This window comes from Pediococcus sp. EKM201D, from assembly GCF_011800215.1.
In the GTDB taxonomy this organism is placed as follows: Bacteria; Bacillota; Bacilli; order Lactobacillales; family Lactobacillaceae; genus Pediococcus; species Pediococcus pentosaceus.
In genome coordinates this window covers 45,021-63,116 of record NZ_JAALFK010000002.1, presented here as the reverse complement: position 1 = coordinate 63,116, position 18,096 = coordinate 45,021, and the positions used below count along the sequence as shown (strand labels likewise).

General features: G+C 35.3%; 16 protein-coding genes and 1 riboswitch. Of the genes, 12 read left to right on the top strand and 4 right to left on the bottom strand.

Annotation, left to right across the window (positions count from 1 at the left end):
• Positions 1-20: 20 nt before the first annotated feature.
• Complete coding sequence (locus HFC68_RS03185) at positions 21-1,298, top strand: alpha/beta hydrolase (RefSeq protein ID WP_011673751.1); 1,278 nt, start codon at positions 21-23, stop codon at positions 1,296-1,298.
• Positions 1,299-1,388: 90 nt separating this feature from the next.
• Here HFC68_RS03185 and HFC68_RS03180 read toward each other — a convergent pair whose 3' ends face one another.
• Positions 1,389-2,543 (bottom strand): AraC family transcriptional regulator, encoded by a 1,155-nt coding sequence (locus HFC68_RS03180; RefSeq protein ID WP_060744086.1) that lies wholly within the window; start codon positions 2,541-2,543, stop codon positions 1,389-1,391.
• A gap of 218 nt (positions 2,544-2,761) precedes the next feature.
• Between HFC68_RS03180 and HFC68_RS03175 the strand changes: the two genes are divergently transcribed.
• Together HFC68_RS03175 and HFC68_RS03170 are read left to right on the top strand one after the other, a co-directional pair.
• Positions 2,762-4,060: a PTS sugar transporter subunit IIC gene (locus HFC68_RS03175; protein ID WP_011673749.1), complete on the top strand. Its 1,299-nt coding sequence runs from the start codon at positions 2,762-2,764 to the stop codon at positions 4,058-4,060.
• Positions 4,061-4,094: 34 nt separating this feature from the next.
• Entirely contained in the window at positions 4,095-5,777 is a 1,683-nt protein-coding gene (locus HFC68_RS03170) for a DUF4091 domain-containing protein (protein WP_011673748.1), read from the top strand.
• Positions 5,778-5,827: 50 nt separating this feature from the next.
• Here the strand turns inward: HFC68_RS03170 and HFC68_RS03165 are convergent, their stop codons facing one another.
• Together HFC68_RS03165 and HFC68_RS03160 are read right to left on the bottom strand one after the other, a co-directional pair.
• Entirely contained in the window at positions 5,828-6,592 is a 765-nt protein-coding gene (locus HFC68_RS03165) for a DUF4811 domain-containing protein (RefSeq protein WP_011673747.1), read from the bottom strand.
• A complete protein-coding gene (locus HFC68_RS03160; RefSeq protein ID WP_167399682.1) occupies positions 6,592-8,070 on the bottom strand; it encodes an MDR family MFS transporter in 1,479 nt (492 codons plus the stop codon). The genes HFC68_RS03165 and HFC68_RS03160 overlap by 1 nt, the downstream gene beginning before the upstream one ends.
• 148 nt (positions 8,071-8,218) lie before the next feature.
• On the opposite strand from HFC68_RS03160, the gene HFC68_RS03155 reads away from it, so the two are divergent.
• The 9 genes from HFC68_RS03155 to HFC68_RS03115 all read left to right on the top strand — a co-directional run bounded on the left by HFC68_RS03155 (position 8,219) and on the right by HFC68_RS03115 (position 15,748).
• Positions 8,219-8,677, top strand: coding sequence for a MerR family transcriptional regulator (locus tag HFC68_RS03155; protein ID WP_011673745.1), 459 nt, complete (start codon positions 8,219-8,221; stop codon positions 8,675-8,677).
• A gap of 56 nt (positions 8,678-8,733) precedes the next feature.
• Positions 8,734-8,858, top strand: a riboswitch (FMN riboswitch).
• Positions 8,859-8,976: 118 nt separating this feature from the next.
• Positions 8,977-9,558: an ECF transporter S component gene (locus HFC68_RS03150; protein WP_002832977.1), complete on the top strand. Its 582-nt coding sequence runs from the start codon at positions 8,977-8,979 to the stop codon at positions 9,556-9,558.
• Between the two features lie 43 nt (positions 9,559-9,601).
• A complete protein-coding gene (locus tag HFC68_RS03145; RefSeq protein ID WP_011673744.1) occupies positions 9,602-10,120 on the top strand; it encodes a biotin transporter BioY in 519 nt (172 codons plus the stop codon).
• Positions 10,121-10,399: 279 nt separating this feature from the next.
• Complete coding sequence (locus HFC68_RS03140) at positions 10,400-10,549, top strand: teichoic acid D-Ala incorporation-associated protein DltX (protein ID WP_011673743.1); 150 nt, start codon at positions 10,400-10,402, stop codon at positions 10,547-10,549.
• Between the two features lie 19 nt (positions 10,550-10,568).
• A complete protein-coding gene (gene dltA / locus HFC68_RS03135) occupies positions 10,569-12,095 on the top strand; it encodes a D-alanine--poly(phosphoribitol) ligase subunit DltA (RefSeq protein ID WP_011673742.1) in 1,527 nt (508 codons plus the stop codon).
• The gene (dltB, locus tag HFC68_RS03130; protein ID WP_002832981.1) at positions 12,095-13,288 is read left to right on the top strand and encodes a D-alanyl-lipoteichoic acid biosynthesis protein DltB; all 1,194 of its coding nucleotides are present in this window, start codon (positions 12,095-12,097) and stop codon (positions 13,286-13,288) included. Before dltA ends, dltB begins: the two co-directional genes overlap by 1 nt.
• A 22-nt stretch (positions 13,289-13,310) precedes the next feature.
• On the top strand, positions 13,311-13,544 hold the full coding sequence (dltC, locus tag HFC68_RS03125) for a D-alanine--poly(phosphoribitol) ligase subunit DltC (RefSeq protein ID WP_002832982.1): 234 nt from the start codon (positions 13,311-13,313) through the stop codon (positions 13,542-13,544).
• A gap of 2 nt (positions 13,545-13,546) precedes the next feature.
• Positions 13,547-14,833: a D-alanyl-lipoteichoic acid biosynthesis protein DltD gene (dltD, locus tag HFC68_RS03120; protein ID WP_002832984.1), complete on the top strand. Its 1,287-nt coding sequence runs from the start codon at positions 13,547-13,549 to the stop codon at positions 14,831-14,833.
• An 84-nt stretch (positions 14,834-14,917) separates the two neighbouring features.
• Entirely contained in the window at positions 14,918-15,748 is an 831-nt protein-coding gene (locus HFC68_RS03115; protein ID WP_011673741.1) for a YitT family protein, read from the top strand.
• Positions 15,749-15,845: 97 nt separating this feature from the next.
• Here HFC68_RS03115 and HFC68_RS03110 read toward each other — a convergent pair whose 3' ends face one another.
• Positions 15,846-17,711: an FAD/NAD(P)-binding domain-containing protein gene (locus tag HFC68_RS03110; RefSeq protein ID WP_011673740.1), complete on the bottom strand. Its 1,866-nt coding sequence runs from the start codon at positions 17,709-17,711 to the stop codon at positions 15,846-15,848.
• Positions 17,712-18,096 lie beyond the last annotated feature (385 nt).

Genomic DNA, 18,096 nt, shown 5'->3' with positions numbered 1-18,096 from the left:
GGTAAAAAGGGGAAAATATTATGAAGAAGAAATATACTATTTTTGCAATAAGTATGGCTGTAGCTTTAGTATTAGGTGGAGAAGTGCAATCAATTAATGATAGTGTGGAGGCTCAAGAATTGCAACATACTGTTAAAAATGTGAAACAAACCGAAGATTTTAATCCGACGAAATATGCCAATGAGATAGAGAATTTTGTAAAACAACAAAATCCAGTTAGCATAAAAAGCTTATTTAGTACAATTGCATTAAAAGAAAAAGCTGATTTTGAAAAATATGGAGAGGCAAATGCTGCTCAAGTAAAAATGCTTTGGGGTTCATATGTTTTCTTTGATTTTGGTTTTGTTAAAGATAGTAAAATCATTGAAGCGATTAAAAATAATCCCTCAGTATATGCTAAATTTAAAAAGACTGTAAATATTAATGGTACTGGAGCTTTTCTACCAGGAACGGGAAGTCCTGAATCAATATCTATTAAAAATAATGAGGATGGATCAAATATTGACTCTTATGCATATTATACACCGCATAATCCAGATATAACTAAAAACGCAGATAAAACAGTAGTAATGCATGGTGGATTTCGTGGAGGTTATGAAGCCGGAAATGATACTCCGGAAATAAGAACTTTTTACGATAAAGGTTACAATATTTTATGTGTTGATAATCGAGCTACTAGCTTAAGCGGTGGTGATTATGTAACCTTTGGGCAATACGAATCTGATGATGTACAGGCATGGATTAATCATTACTTGAAAGATAAACCCGATCAAAAAATAGTTCTTTATGGTGGTTCAATGGGAGCATCGACGATGATGTCAGTACTGGCTAAAAATTATTCATCTAATATTAAAGGAATTATTGAAAATTGTGGATTTGCTAATATAAGAAATGAATTAGGTTATGTTTATACTATGGCTGCAATCGGTAAAAATGAACTTAAAGATTTGACAGGAACTGATTTTGCTGAGGACTTTTCGGTAACTCCAATGAATTTACAAAAAATGATGGAAACAATTAACAACTACTATATTAAACCTAAAGCTAATGTCGATATCGATGGAAATTTACCGGCACAAGGAATTACTAATGCTATTATGCCAAAGTTATTTATTCATGGAGAATCTGATTTGGTTGTACCTTTTAAAGACAATGGACAGTATTTAGCCACATTGGGAGATACGAATAATAACTATAAATTTTTTGTTCCGAAAGCGGGACATGGTGAAGCACAAACAATAGACGGTAATGGCTACGATAAAGCTATCAGTGATTACTTAAATTTAATTTTTAAATAAAATGATATTCAGTTAGAGATGTTTGCATCTGAAATAGAAAAGCGCTTCGTAAAAAATTACGAAGCGCTTTTCTTGAACAATGAATAAAAATTAAATCGTATTGAAATGCTTACTTCTATATTCTTTAGGAGTAGTTCCAGTGATTTGTTTAAATACTTTAATAAAATGACTTTGACTGGCAAAGGATAATAGTGCACTAATTTCAAAAAGTTGTTGTTCTGTAAACAATAAGAGATGCTTAGCTTCCTCAATTTTTTTAGTTTGTATATATTGATGAATTGTTAAACCAGTTTCTTTTTTGAATTGTGTAGAAAGATAGGCTTTATTCTTGTTAGTAACAGAAGCTAGGGTGTCTAATGTGACTTTTTCATATAAATGGTCATCAATATGATTAATGATTTTTTTAATTAAAGGTGATTGGCTAATTTTGGTAGCTTCCTCTTGAATTCCGATGAAACTATTTGTGGCAATTTGTACATGTTCTATCCAAGCTTCGAATGAATGAACGGAAGCAAGCCCTTGTATCAAAGTATCTGAAAGACTAAAGGCTTGGTTAATAGGCACGCCTTGTTCAATACTGATTCTAGTAAGTATAGCTGTTAATGCGGCAAACTTTAATTTTAGACTTTCTATTTCGTTAGTAGATAAGTTTTCTTCACGGTTCTCAGCTAATTTTTTTAACAGATATTTGATTTTTTCGGGTTGCTTCTTTTTAATACATTCAATGTAATGAAGTTCCATTTGATAGGCATCTAATGTAGTACCTTTAACACGTCGTTCATACAGATTCTGAACAAATGATGTTGTATCGGAAATTGGATCGTTAGGTACAGAAGCATCATGCCATGTTATATCTGATTGTAATAGAATATCGCCGGTCATGATCGGATAAATTAATTCCAAGAAAGAAATAAAATTGCCCACAGTCTCTTTGGCATAGTGAATATTGGAATAGAAAATCTCCTTACGCATTTTATAAGTAGTCGCAGTTGTACCTGTAATTCCACAGGGACCAAGTAAAAAATGATAAGTTGGACCATTTATATTTTTGATATTGAAAGTAGCAAATAAATAATCAGATTTCTTAAACAAAGTTACTTTAGAGTCTGTTTGATTATTGAATAGTGATGTGGAAATATTCATTTTTGGATAGAGTGGGGTATCCTCTTCATCAAAAATTACCATTGGGATTAAGTACTCTTGATATAAGAGATCCATTACTTTTATCATAGCTGTTAATTGCATAGTGAAGTGTATCCTTTCCAATTATTATAGCTAAACTAATTATACGTTAATTGAATTTAGGAAGATTTTGTCTTAATTATATAATATGGGTTAATTTATGTGATATAAACCTTATTATTTTTATAGTTGTAAATTGAGTAAGGCTACATAATTAGAATTGTATAAAGCGCTTACATGAAAAGCGAAAATATTAATTTTAATAAAGTGAGGAGTTTGTTATGAGTAAATTTCAAGATATATTGAACGCCAAATTATTACCTTTATCAGAAAAATTACAAGGTAATAAAGTATTGGCTGCATTGATGGAAGGTTTTATCCGAACTACACCAATTACATTAGGAATTGCATTTATTACAATTATTGGTAATTTTCCATTCCCTGGTTGGACGCAAATGCTAACTAAGGTTGGTATTTATGACCATGTTCAAGCCATCACCAATGGAGCTACTGGAGTATTTTCTGTTTATGTAGTATATAGCTTAGCTTACGCCTATGCTAAGCAATTAGAAGTTAATGAGCGTAACGCAGCATTGATTTCGTTGGCAAGCTTCTTTATGTTAATGCCTCAAACCATTAGTACAACGGTAATACAACATGGTAAAGCTGTTACTCAAACAATTGGCGCTTTAAAGCTTGATTATCTTGGTGGACAAGGTATTTTTATTGGGATGATAGTAGCATTAATAATCACACGTTTATATGCTTTCTTATCAAGCAAAAAATTGATTGTTAAACTACCAGATAGCGTTCCAGCAATGGTTACTGAATCGCTAGCACCAGTATTTGTAGTCACAATTATTTTTGTATTAATTTTTGGTTTGCGCGTATTATTTGGATTAACAGCATCAGGATCAATTTTTAAATTTTTTGTAGACGTGGTTGCAGCACCGTTGGATTCTTTAGCAACAAGTCCAATCTCAATTATTATAATTATGGAGTTATTATCTGTGCTTTGGTTCTTTGGTATTCATAATGCGGTTTTACAAGGGCCAGTAAGTGTTATTACTATGACAATGATTGTTAGCAATATTACTGCTTATCAACACGGAAAACCATTACCATATTTAGTTCCTAGTGTTGTGTATGCTGGTATTGCTGCAAGTGGTTTTATGGGAGCGATTGTTTTTACTATGATTAGAGGTAAATCAGCTAAATTTAGAGAATTAGGTAAACTTTCCTTTATTCCATCCTTATTTAATATTACTGAGCCAATTATGTTTGGGGTTCCAATTATGTTAAATCCAATGTTTTTCATTCCACAATGTATTACGCCAATAATTACAGGATTTTTAAGTTGGGGATTAGTTACAACAATTTTACCAGTTTCATTAAATCCAACAATTAGTTTGATGCCTTGGACAACACCAGTGTTTGCTAAATTGCCATTAGAAGGTGGAATTAATCTGACTATTATTATGTTGATTTGTATGGTAATCAGTTTCTTCATTTGGGTTCCATTCTTTAAAGTTGCTGATAATCATGAATATGAAATAGAACAAGCTAATGCTGAAAAATAGAAAATTAGTTTAGAAATAAGCAAGGAGAATGGATATGGAAGGCTATATTACAACTGAAAACTATCGCGCATCTACCAAAATGAGTAATAGTAAACCTGAAAATTTGGATTGTTTGAAGATACCTCGCAATAGTACAGGAGCTTTCCAATTATTATTTCATGACGGGAAGACCAATCAAATTGTATTAAACCAGCAATTTGTATTACCGAATAATCTAAATGTTAATACGTATCGAGTGGACATTGAAAGTGATTTAAAAGTATCAGCTCACCTCGTAGACTATTATCAGGATGAACAAGGTGTTTATTATGCGGATAAAATTTTAGAGGAGAAGGAAAAAACTTACACTGGGGATCGAATGGCACCAATCTATGTTGAAATTCCTATTGATCAGGAACAGAAACCAGACAAATATAAAGTTAAAATAAGATTGATGTTTGCTCCATTAATTGGTTCTGAAAAATGTATTTTGGAAAAAGAATTAATAGTTAGGGTTTTAGATTATACTTTACCTCAGAAAATCACCAAGGATTTTAATCTGAATATCTGGCAGCAACCTTCTAATTTAGCTCGAACTTTCGGCGTAGAACCTTGGGGTCAGAAGCATAGACAACTAATTAAAGAAATGGCACAGAGTTTATCAAATTTAGGACAAAAGGCTGTTACGGTGATTGGTTCTGAGATTCCTTGGAAAGGGTGGTTTAGTTATATAGTTAAAGATTACCCAGCTAATTTATTTGAATACTCGATGATTCAGATTCATAAAAATAAAAAAGGAAATATCGAATGTGATTTTACGCAACTAGATCAATACTTAGATATTATGATGTCGGCCGGAATCAATCAAGAAATTGATTTATTTGGATGGTTAGGGGTATGGCAAGCACCATTTTTCCCTGATGTTAAAGGACTAGACTATCCTGAGCCAATCATTCTTCGATATTTAGATGATGAATGTCAAGAATTTGCTTATCTAAATACAAAAGAACAGTTAGAACAATATTTTAAACAAGTTGTCACGCATCTAAAAGAAATTGGAGTATGGACCAAGACATATATTGTCGCAGATGAACCAAAAGTTAATGCTCTAGATGTTTTTAAAAAGTCAATTAAAGAATTGAAGAAGATTATTCCTGACGCAAAGCTTAAAGTTACTTTTGATAAAGAAAAAGCATTAGAAGCGTTATCTTCGGATATAGATTATTTAGTTACATCTTTTAATTGTACATGTCAGCATCCAGAATTAAATAGCAATCAATTTTATGTTTGTAATTATCCAGATAAACCAAATACTTTCTTGAGTAGTGATTTACTAGAAACACGACTTTTACCAATTTTAGCTTATTGGACTAGGACAGATGGATTGTTACGGTGGGCCTATAATTGTTGGCCTGAAAATGCGATAACAGACATAAGGTACAATACCAATAATTTGCCGACTGGCGATTTATGTTTAGTATATCCAAGTACATCGGGACATTTACTACCTTCACTAAGGTTAAAACAATTATATCGAGGAATTGAAGACTTTTCTTTATTAAAGAAAGCGGAACAAATAAATTATGAAAAAACGCAAGAGTTAGTGGTAGAATTATTGCACGAAGAAGATCCAAAAAAATGGATGCAAGACAGCCATTTAAGTCGATTAGATTTATTCAGAACAACCGATGAACAGTTTAAAAAGTTTCGTCAAGCTTTGTTAAAAATAATTGAATAACAAAAAACACGTTGAACTTCAAAAGTTCAGCGTGTTTTTATTAGTTGTAATTATTTCTTAGCTTCTTCAATCATCTTCTGCATCATTTGAGCTTGATATTGAGCAGCATATTGTTTAGAAGCTTTAGCCGTTGTATCAGCCATTAGTTTCTTTTGATCACTAGCACTCATTGTAGGATTCTTCTTAAGTGCTGCAGCCATTGTTGACTTCACAGTAGCTGTGACCTTAGCTTTAACATACTTTTCAGCATCAGCTTTCATTTGAGCTTGATTCTTTTTAACGTTCTTTTGAAGCTTAGCGGCTTGTTCTGTTGATAAGGTAATCCAATTATTAGGAACGTAGAAAGTATTAACACGTTTTGAAACTTCACGGTTATTACCGGCAATTCCAAACCAGAACTTGTAAGTGTTGTTCTTATAAGTCCAACGGGTTGTAGATTTAACTAAACGAGCCGTACTCTTTTTAGTTGTTTTAACCTTGTTAGTAGTTTTATCAGTTTCAGTATGACTAGGTTTCTTTTGAGAAGTAGTCTTATTGTAGATATAAACTCGATCTTTATCAGCGGTACCGATACTCTTATAGAGTAACATGCTCATTTGTTTAGAAGGTGAGACTGAGTAGATTTCTTGGGTAGTTGTTTCAGTAATTTTATGCATCCCAAAATGTTCACGATCATTCATTACCATCAAAGCAACCGAAGCGATTACGACGATTGCAGAAATAGCAGAACAAATAACACGGACAGCTGTTTTAGAGATAAGTGTCATCGAAAGGAACGTTGCGATGACTGCGATAATTAAAAGAAAGATAATCATTATTTATTACCTCCTGCTTGAGGTTGTACTTTGGCAGTGCTGCCTGCTTTACGACTTACAAAGAATGCGATGATTAAACCAAGGGCACTAAAGCCAATAGCAATCCAGAATGTCGCATGGTAACCAGCAACGGTTGCGTCAAATGCTTGATCTTTGTAAGCGAGTGGTTGGGCTGAGAGAAGATGCTTACCAGGCATTTGGTTCTTGGTAACGTTGGTCAAGACACTAACCAAGATGGCTGTTCCAACAGAACTGGCTACTTGACGAAGAGTGTTATTAACCGCAGTACCATGACCCATCTTTTCAAATGGAAGAGAGTTCATACCAGCAGTTGTTACAGGCATCATTGCCATCGCAATTCCGGCCATTCGAACAGCATACAAGACAATGATATAAATCATTGGTGTAGTCTTAGTAATGAAAGCAAATGGAAGCGTTCCGGCAGTTAAGAGGAACATTCCAGTGATTGCTAGACGACGGGCACCAATTTTATCAAATAGGCGACCAGTAATAGGGCTTAGGAATCCCATCATTAAAGCACCCGGCAATAGTGTTAAACCTGAATGGAAAGCTGATTCGCCACGCACGGTTTGAATATAAAGTGGAAGTACCATTTCAGCCCCCACCATGGCAATCATTGAAACTGAACTTAAAGTAGCAGAAATTGAAAATTCTGGAATCTTTAGTACACGTAAATCAAGGAATGGTTTTTCTAATCTCAATTGGCGGATACCAAATAAAATAACAAAGATAACACCAACGATTAATGTAGTAATAACTACTGCGTCACCCCAGCCTTTGTCTCCAACTTCGGAGAAACCAAAGAGTAAACTACCAAATCCAATTGTAGATAAAGCAGCTGAAATCCAATCTAGCTTCTTCTTGTCGGTTTCCAAAACGTCTTTCATAAATAATAGACCAGCGATTAGAACGATAAATACGATTGGAATAATCATTCCGAATAGGGTTCTCCAGTGATAGTTATCAATAATCCATCCAGAAAGAGTAGGACCAATTGCTGGAGCTACCCCAATAACTAATCCGGCAAGACCCATGGCTGAACCACGTTGGTTAGCTGGGAAAATTGTCAACATTAGAGTTTGGAGGAGTGGCATGGTAACACCAACTCCGAGAGCCTGGATTAAACGTCCGGCAAGTAAAACTTGGAACGTAGGAGCTGTGTAACATAGAATGGTTCCAATTAGGAAAACAGCCATAGCAGATAAATAAAGTCGTTTAGAAGGAACACGACTTGTTAACCAGGCACTAATGGGAATCATGATACCGTTAACCATCAAAAATCCAGTTGTCAACCATTGAACAGTAGAAGTACTGATATCAAAAGCATCCATTAATGTAGGAAATGCGGTGGTTAAAATTGTTTGGTTCAAAACGCTACAAAAAGTACCTATTAATAGCACAAGGATCAATAAGGATCTCTTATAGGGTTTACCATGTGCGTCAATTGCTTGTGGCATAAGCTTACAACCTCTTTTCAAAAACTTTTCTTTAATACTATAAGTTATCATAACATCTTTGTCAACTTGTTTGACAAAGATGTTAGAGAAGTTATAATTAGTTTAAAAGATGCAACAAGATATACAGCATTAATGAGGAGGAGCAAACATGGAAAACCCCGCGGGTCGCCTAGCAGTGGTAAAGAAAATAATTGATAGCGAAGCTATGTTACTTAGTATCGGTGATGTGGCCAATGCTGTCGATGTATCAACTAGACAATTACGTTATTGGGAGAAAAAAGGTTATATTGAGTCTAAAATTTCAAAAACAGGTCAACGAAAATATACCTATTTTACGATGATTCAAGCTGGTAATATTGCTAGCTATATTGAAGATGGTTTTACTTTAGCCAAAGCAGCTGAAAAAGCGCAAAGTAACGGACGCATTATGAAAGCGTTACGTCACTTTCTTAAAGAACGTTTTAGTGGTGGTCGTGAGATTCCTAATGGCTATGAATTTGACTTAGGTGAAATTAAGGGTTTACCAAAAGATCAACGTTTGTTTATCGAAGTGCTAGAAGATGGGGAAAGTTTTTTTCAAGTTAAAAAAGAAAGTACAAATGATTGACGAATAAGCTATTTGTACTATATATTTATTAATGAAATACTTACAAAAAAATAACGGTTCATCTTCAAGGGGCAGGGTGCGATTCCCGACCGGTGGTAAAGTCCATGAGCTGTCATTCGTGATGGCTGATTCGGTGAAATTCCGAAACCGATAGTTAAAGTCTAGATAAAGGAAGATTGAATTTATTTGCGCAGACTAACGTAATAATAAAACAGTCTAAACACCAATGCCCCAGTTGCATTGGTGTTTTTTGTGTAAATAAACCAAGAAGGTGCTCCTAAATCCAAGGAGGCAGTATGATGAGTGTTTCTAAAGTTAATAAAATGGTTGTAGTCGCTATGCTAGCAGCTATCTCGTTTGTTTTGATTTTCATTGATTTTCCAATTTTACCCGGATTTTCGTTCCTAAAGATTGATTTCGCGGATGTCCCAGTTTTAATTGGGACGGTATTATTTGGGCCAGTCTGGGGGATGGTGACAGCTGGTTTAGCCGGACTGATGGATATAATCCTTCGAGATAGTAATCCAGCAGGTGCATTGGGTGCATTTGCTAACTGGTTGGCAGCTTTGTCATATATCTTACCGATTTACTACGCAATTAAAGCGGTTCAAGGTAGCACGCATAAAAAAGAAGTGGGGGCCTTGATTAAGGGGGTCTTAATCGGTTCGGTTTTGATGACGGTATTTATGAGTGTGATAAATTTATTCATTCTATTGCCCTTATATATGAAGTTAGCAAGTTTCCAAATTAATGTTTCGACCTTAAATATGGTTCTTTATGGTGTGGTACCTTTTAATTTGTTAAAAGGGATTATCGTTGGAATTGCAATTGGATTGGTATATTTTAGATTAATTCCGATTATCAGAAGAGCTTCAAATTAAAATGGTATAATATAACCTCATTAGTTTAGTGGGGTGAAATTTAATGCACATCGAAGCTCAAAGATTAACACGTATGGCATTGCTATTAGCTATAGTCATTGTTTTGGGATTAATTCCAGCGATTCCGATTGGTATAATTCCAGTACCGTTGACAGTTCAAAACATTGGGATTCTATTAATTGGGTTATTGTTATCGCCGTTTGAAGCATTTTTAACAACGGGAGTATTTTTATTGTTGGCGTTAATAGGACTACCCATTTTGACTGGACTTCGAGGTGGGATGGCCGTTTTTATCGGACCGACTGGAGGATATCTCCTAGGATATTGGATTGGGGCCGTTTTATTAGCTTGGTGGTCGAAGAAGCATCGCCATGAATGGTTCTTGCTATTTGCAAAAATTGCGATTGTAGCTGTCTTAATTATCGATTTGTTTGGTAGCATGGGCTTTGCTGTTAATATGCACATTCCACTAATCAGAGCTGTAGCACTCAATAGCCTTTTAATCCCAGGAGATATACTTAAAGCAATCCTGGTAGCAACGATTGCATACAAACTTAAATAACACATAAAAGCTAGAAATTATTTAGTACCGCTGGAGACAGCGGTATTTCTAATTTTTAGCTTTTTTTAAACTTTTTTAAAATAAGTGTCGAAAATGCTGTATTGATGGGAACACTTCTTAAAAACTATATGAACTTTATGTGATAAATATGAATTTTTTTAGCCCGTTATATTACAGGAGTTTTACAAAGAACGAAAAAAATGGCATACTTTTACGTAACGCAATTAGATTTTTATAAATTCACTATCAAATTAGTGAAAATTAGCAGGGGGGATTGTGATGCTGAATTTTTTTAAAGATTTATGGCAACATGATTCAGTAAAATTTATTACGCGAACTGTTTTTTACTTTGCAGTTTTAGTCGTCTTGTTGTACTTGTACGATTACAGCGGAATGACTGGCGGAACATTTATCTATAACGAATTTTAAACGGGGGATTTAATTAATTATGGGGAAAGTAATTAACGTGATTGAGCAAATTGATTCAATCGCAGTTAAACATCCAGATTGGATTGCTTATGATTATCTAGGTACTAAGAACACATATGGAGAATTAAAAGCTTATTCAGATAGCTTAGCTGCATATATTTTAACGCAAGGGTTGGAAGAAGATGCGCCAATTATGGTTTATGGTGCTCAAACCTTTGATATGATTGCAGCTTTTTTAGGGGTTGTAAAAAGTGGACACGCTTATGTCCCAATTGATCGCCACTCACCAGCAGAACGATTAACAATGATTAATGAAATTGCTAATCCTGGGATGTGTATCGCGGTTGAAGATTTGCCTGTAAATTTGGGTGATCTACCAGTTCTAGAAGGACAAGAATTAAACGATGTTTTTAATGCAAATAAAAATGTAACACCTAATAGTTTCGTCACTAAAGATGATAATTATTATATTATTTTCACGTCTGGGACAACTGGTAAGCCTAAGGGAGTACAAATCAGTCACAATAATCTTTTAAGTTTTGTGAATTGGGAAATTGGCAATCTAGGTTTACCTGAACGTCCAGTGACGTTATCACAGCCACCTTACTCATTTGACCTATCCGTAATGGATTTATATCCCACATTAGTTATGGGTGGAACAATCAAAGCGGTGCCCAAGCAAGTTACGGATGATTTCAAAAAATTATTTGAAATATTACCCACTTTGGGCTTAAATGTGTGGGTTTCAACACCATCCTTCATGGATATCTGTTTGTTGCAACCGACTTTTGATGCAGAACATCTACCAGCATTGAGCCGATTCTTGTTCTGTGGTGAAGAATTAACACACGCTACTGCGCAAGCTCTTAAACTACGTTTTCCAGATGCAAAAATCTTTAATACGTACGGGCCTACAGAAGCGACCGTCGCAGTTAGTGCAATCGAAATTACAGATGAGGTACTTAAACAATATGATCGTCTACCAATTGGATATTTAAAAGAAGATACTCTGGGATTTATCCTTGATGATAATGGAAGAATGGCCAATGCTGGTGCTGAAGGAGAATTAGTTCTATCAGGACCAAGTGTTTCCAAAGGTTATCTCAATAATCCGGAAAAAACGGACGAAGCCTTTTTTGAATATGAAGGTCAACGTGCCTATAAAACTGGTGATTTAGTTAAGATTGATGATACTGGAATGCTTTATTATCATGGACGGACTGATTTCCAAATTAAACTGCATGGTTACCGAATCGAACTTGAAGAGGTTAACCATTACTTAAATAACGATCCATTAATTCAGGCTGGAGTGGCAGTTCCTAAATATGGGAAAGACCAAAAGGTGGCTCAATTAGTGGCCTATGTTGTTCCTGAAAAAAATGAGTTCGATTCTCAAATTCAATTAACAGTTGCGATTAAAGATAGTTTGAAGGATAACATGATGGAATATGCTGTTCCAAATCGCTTTGTATTTGTTGAAAGTTTACCGCAAACGGCCAACGGAAAAATCGATATTAAATCTGTTATTGCTGAGGTTAATGCCTAATGCTTTCATTAACACCATATGAAAATCCAATGTATTTTGGCATGCTAGCTGTGGCATTTATTCCCATTGTTGTAGGAATCCTTTGGGGCAAGAGATTTCGTTGGTACGAACTATTAGTATCAATCGGATTCATTCTCTTATCCTTTGGAGGACCTAAGTGGGAGCAAGGCGTTGCACTAGTTGGATTTTTAATTTTTGAAGTGATTTTAGTTTCACTTTATAACGTATATCGTAAAAAGAAAAACGACACGTGGGTGTTCGTTATTGCGGTTCTTCTTGCGATATCACCACTAGTGGTCGTGAAATTAACGCCATTGATGTCGGGGACTCCATCGATTATTGGATTCTTGGGGATTAGTTACCTGACCTTTAAAGCTGTACAAACCGTTATGGAAATTCGCGATGGAGTGTTAAAGGATTACAATCCGTGGTTCTTTTTACAATTTATGGCCTTCTTCCCATCAATTTCATCCGGTCCTATTGATCGTTATCGTCGTTTTAGAAAAGATTACGAGAGCGTTCCGGACCGCGAAAAGTATTTAAATATGTTGGAAAAAGCCTTACATTACGTATTCTTAGGGTTTGTCTACAAATTTATGTTGGCATATCTCTTTGGGACAATTTTACTTCCAAAGGTACAGCATTTAGCTGTGCAATCGACTGGTCTGTCGTGGGGGCTGGTAGGAGTAATGTACGTATATAGTTTCTATCTTTTCTTTGATTTTGCTGGTTACAGTTTGTTCGCTGTAGCAACTAGTTATTTCATGGGAATTGAAACACCAATGAACTTCAATCAACCATTTAAATCTAAAAATATTAAAGAATTTTGGAATAGATGGCATATGACACTTTCATTTTGGTTTAGAGATTATGTATATATGCGATTAGTATTCTTTTTCATGAAGCATAAAATATTTAAGAATCCTAAAACAACTGCCAATATCACCTATGTCTTAAACATGTTATTAATGGGTTTTTGGCACGGTGAGAAATGGTATTACATTGTTTACGGTCTAATTCATGGGGTAGCCTTAGTTATTAATGACTGGTGGCTAAACTTGAAGAAAAAGAATCCGGATCGATTCCCACATAATAAATTTACTGAATACTTGGCGATTTTTATTACGTTTAACTTTGTTTGTTTCACGTTCCTCGTATTTTCAGGATTTTTAGACACATTATGGTTCCACTAAAAATAAAGGAGAATAATTAATTATGAATACAAAAGAAACAGTTTTAAACATTTTGGCAGATCTTACAGGTTCAGATGTAAGTAATAGTATGGATGAAAACCTTTTTGAAACAGGCTTGTTAGATTCAATGGGTACGGTGCAACTATTACTCCAACTCCAAACAGAATTGGGAATTATGGCCCCAGTTTCAGAATTTGAGCGCAGTGAATGGGATACACCAAATAAAATTATCGCTAAAGTAGAGGCAATGCAGTAATCGTGGGTAAAAAACTTTGGATGATATTTGGTCCATTGCTAGTCGCATCAGTTGTTTTGATTGGGCTTTTATTTTCCCCATTCAAAATAAACCGAATCAGTCCAACAATTGAGAAGCAAGCCGCGACATCATTGTCACCAAATATTTTAAAGGGCGATGCAGTTAAGCGAGCCGCCTTATCAGATCCATATTATGTACCATTTTTCGGATCGTCAGAATTTTCACGCTTTGATTTGACGCATCCCTCAGTTATGGCAGAAAAGTATAATTGGGATTTCCGTCCATTCTTAATGGGAGCAGCTGGGACGCAATCTTTAACGCATTATTTCCAGATGCAAGGAATCAATCACCAGCTTAAAAATGGGAAGGCCGTATTTGTGATTTCTCCTCAATGGTTTGTCAAAAAAGGGGCTAATCCTCAAGCATTTTCATTTTATTTCTCACAACTGCAAGCTGTTAACTTTTTACAAAAGCAGCATGGTACAAGAACTGATCGGTACGCTGCCCATCGCTTATTAAAGATGGAACAAAACACTGATAATGGTAATGGAATGATTAACAAAGCTCTTCGTCAAGTAGCACAAGGGCAAAAATTATCAGCAAGTACTCAACGAAATATTAGTTATTACAAACGTTTGTTAGCTCACGAAGATCAACTTTTCTCTAGTTTGAAACTGAAAGATGATAATCAAAAGAAAATTAATCGCCAGCTGCAAGCTCTACCAAATAGTGAATCGGGAGATTTAATTCGCCAAGCGATTATCAAACAGGCCAAGCAACAAACATCAAATAATGATTTTGGAATCAAAAATTCCTTCTATAGTCATCGACTGAAAGATAAATTGGGTAAGTTTAAAGGATTTGAAAGAAATTATGACTACACTAAGTCCCCAGAGTTCGCAGATTTCCAATTGGTTTTAAATCAATTTGCTGCTGATAAAACTGATGTATTATTTGTAATACCACCAATTAATCAAAAGTGGGCAAATTATGCTGGTTTATCACAATCGATGCTGAAAGGCTTCAATAAGAAGATTAAGTATCAATTAAAGAGTCAAGGATTTGACCACATTGCTGATTTATCTAATCAAGGTTCACAACCCTACTTTATGCAAGATACAATTCATTTGGGTTGGAATGGTTGGTACGCTTTCGATAAAAAGGTTAAGGCTTTCGTTGATGGCGAACAAGAAATCCCATCATACAAAATGAACAATCAGTTTTATGCCAAATCGTGGCAAAATTTAGCTCCAGATGATTTAAATTCGTATATCAAGAATAACGGTTAAATTTTAGTTATAATAAAAGGAGGTTAAGTCTTAATTTGGCTTACCTCCTTTTTTTAGAAGGAAGTCAGTGAAACGGAGGAATGTATGAAAGAAAAAGGATTTAAGTTAATTATGCAATTTGCGGTAATGTTGGTTGCACTAGAGGTGCTAGCAATAAGTATCAATATGTTCTACGCTCCTCACAATGTTGCGGCTGGTGGAGCCACCGGTATCTCAATTCTTTTAGAAGATGCCCTAGGTTGGAATCGTGCTTTAATTGTATTTGTTATTAACATTGCCATGTTACTTGCGTCGTACTTTACTTTGGGAAAAGAAACTACTGCAAGAATTACAGTGGGTAGTTTACTATTACCGGTCTGTATGGCGATTACTCCTAGTATTAGTTTAGTGTCAGATCGAACCTTAGCAGTTATTGTTGGTGGTGCTTTATACGCACTTGGAGTAGCGCTCTTATATCAAATCGATGCATCTAGTGGTGGGACAACGGTACCTCCACTAATTTTGAAGAAATACTTCAATTTTAAGCCATCTGTCAGCTTGTTGGTAATTGATACAATGGTTTGTGTGATGAATATCTTTAGTTCCGGAATTGAAGCATTTATTTTAGCTTTATTCTCATCGGTAATTACTTTATTAGTAATGAACTATATTGAGACAGGTATCGATCGTAAAAAAAGTGTCTATATTATGAGTAGTCACTTAGCCGAGGTTGAAGAAATTATCTCGGAGTCTCTCGATCAAAGCTATACTAGCTTAGATGTACAAGGTGGCTTTTCGGGGGATAACAAGCGCATGTTGATGCTTGTAGTAGAAAACTCCGAATATCACCGTATAATCGGTCGGATTCGTGAAATCGATCCCCAGGCATTTATTTTAACTACCAACGTTGCTGAAGTACATGGTGGACAATATTAATTTTTGAAATAAAAACAAGCGATAACAAAAGGTGGTCTGAATTTTAGATTCAACCAAACTTTTTATTATCGCTTGTTTTTTATACTTTTTAAATGCGTTATTTAGCAGATTTTACAATCCTAGCGGCAATCATATCAGCCATACGTAAGCGAACATCATTTACACCAGGAATTGGGGCACCATTAGTCAGCCAATGCCGTTTTTCAGTAGGAAGCCCCCACAAAAAGAAATTAGGCATGATTTTACCGTTGGGAGTAACTAGTTCAGCCGTTTCGGTAGTGACATCTAAAGCACCGGTCTTAAATAAAGTTCCGTCGCTCAAATACAAAGAGTAAATGCGAGCCATTTTATTAGCAAGCAAATTTTTAATTAAAGGATTTTGAGTTGTTTCAGCACTAGGCTGTGGTAACCGTCCTTCGATTAAAACATTCCCAGAATAACGTTGATGATCACTCAATACGGATGAATAAGTTACAAAATGGTCATCTTCATTTTCAACGACCATACCTGGACCGGTTAAAGTGAGCACACCTGCCTTAATTAGGGCTAAAATTTGCTCAATTCTGAACGCAGGCGGTCCCACCGCTAAAAAGCTATTTAATGCGTTAAAGTACTTTAAAATATATTTCACGTAATCATCGTCACTTAGTAATTCGTAGGTGACGATTTTACGAATGTTGGAACGTAATTCGCGTAATTTTTCAACAGCGCTCGTGAAAGGAGAAACTTTGTTACCTTCATTAGCAATATCAATATCTTGTTGGAGATAAGTTTTTATAAAAGTGGTAAAGGAAGCAGTGTCAGTAACACTGGTAGGAATTGGATTCTCCCAAGCTGACCAATCCACGCGATCTTTAGCGCTAACATTGTATTTATCTAGAATTTTTTTGAATCCATTAGAAGCCGTAGCCAATTCTTTTTCAAATTCAACGGGGTTAATATCAGGGTATAGTAGCTTAGCTAAAGTAACGTAGTAAGTTAATTCGACGTCTAACGTAATACGCTTAATAAATTCTGATCCTGTAATTGATTGATTTTTAAGCACCAAGTTATTAACATACGCGTCTGATAGAAAATAACGTGGATAAGTCTCTCCAACTTTTTTCTGGTCTAAACCACGAGCATGGTAAGGAAGTCCTCGACGAGAGCTAGCGTAGATCGTTGGTTCGTCGCCAGAACGTGTATAAATTAACGAACCCCGTTCATCACGCTGAAAAACACCACCACGACGTTCGGTTAGTTCGGACAGGTAATCAATAAAGCTTAAGCCTAAGCCGCGAATGATAACCTGATCAGTAGGCGCAATGTCATCAACATCAACTTCGGCGGGATAGCGAACGGGAACGTATTTTAAATGATGTGCTTCAGCAAATGCTTGAGCCTCTTTTTCTGCGTCACTTGGTTCATCCATCCCTTCGCCCAGAGCGGCTGAAATAGCATCTACTTGGTATGCTAACTCATCTGTAAGCAAGATGTACTTTTCATTGTCAAATTTGACGTTATGGATCAAATTTGAGTGAATTTCGATACTAAAATTACTAGGCATGCGTTTTTCAACATGTTGAAAGAACCATTGTTGATAAATACCAAATAGAGCCCGAGAGCTATAAGAGTATTTAGTTAAATGATCAATCTCTTCTAATAAAAGTTTTTGGCGCTTAAAATTATTATTTTCAATAAAATCTTTTCCAAGAGTTGTTGCCCATTCAAAAAGAGTTGGACCTAAATGAGGATTGCCTTCCATTTGAATTGAATCATCCGTAAATAAAGTTATTTTGGAAGCCAGAGAGTTCATTTTCAGTTCATGATTTTGGTTAGGGTTCCAAACTCGTCCACCTATTCCAAATGGGTCAAATATGAGTATTTTAACTTCATCTGCCCATTTGCGATCTAATGCCCAATAAACTAAACGTTCAAAGGCCATTAAATTACGTGGACCAGCCCCTATTAATGCTATTTTCATCGTGTTGTCCACCTCATTTATTAATTACAGCTATGATAGCACAATAATTAAATTTACCGTAGTTTCATAGTTGAAACGTTTACATGTAATTATACAACTATTTAGAAGTTAAGCCATTTGAATTGACAAAAAATAAGTGAATAGGGTATTCTAATAATTGAAAATAAAACAAGGAGTAATTCTATGCTATTTACGAATACTAAATCAGTAGTTGAAGCTTGCGCATGTTGTCTAAAAGACCACATGTTATTTGGCAGGCGTAAATAGCGGAATTATTCAACGAACCAATTGGGATTAGTTGAACCGGTTAATTACACTGCGGTGTAGTTAGCCGGTTTTTTGTTTGTTAAGGACGTGATGATATGGAATCTGAATGTAGCGATTG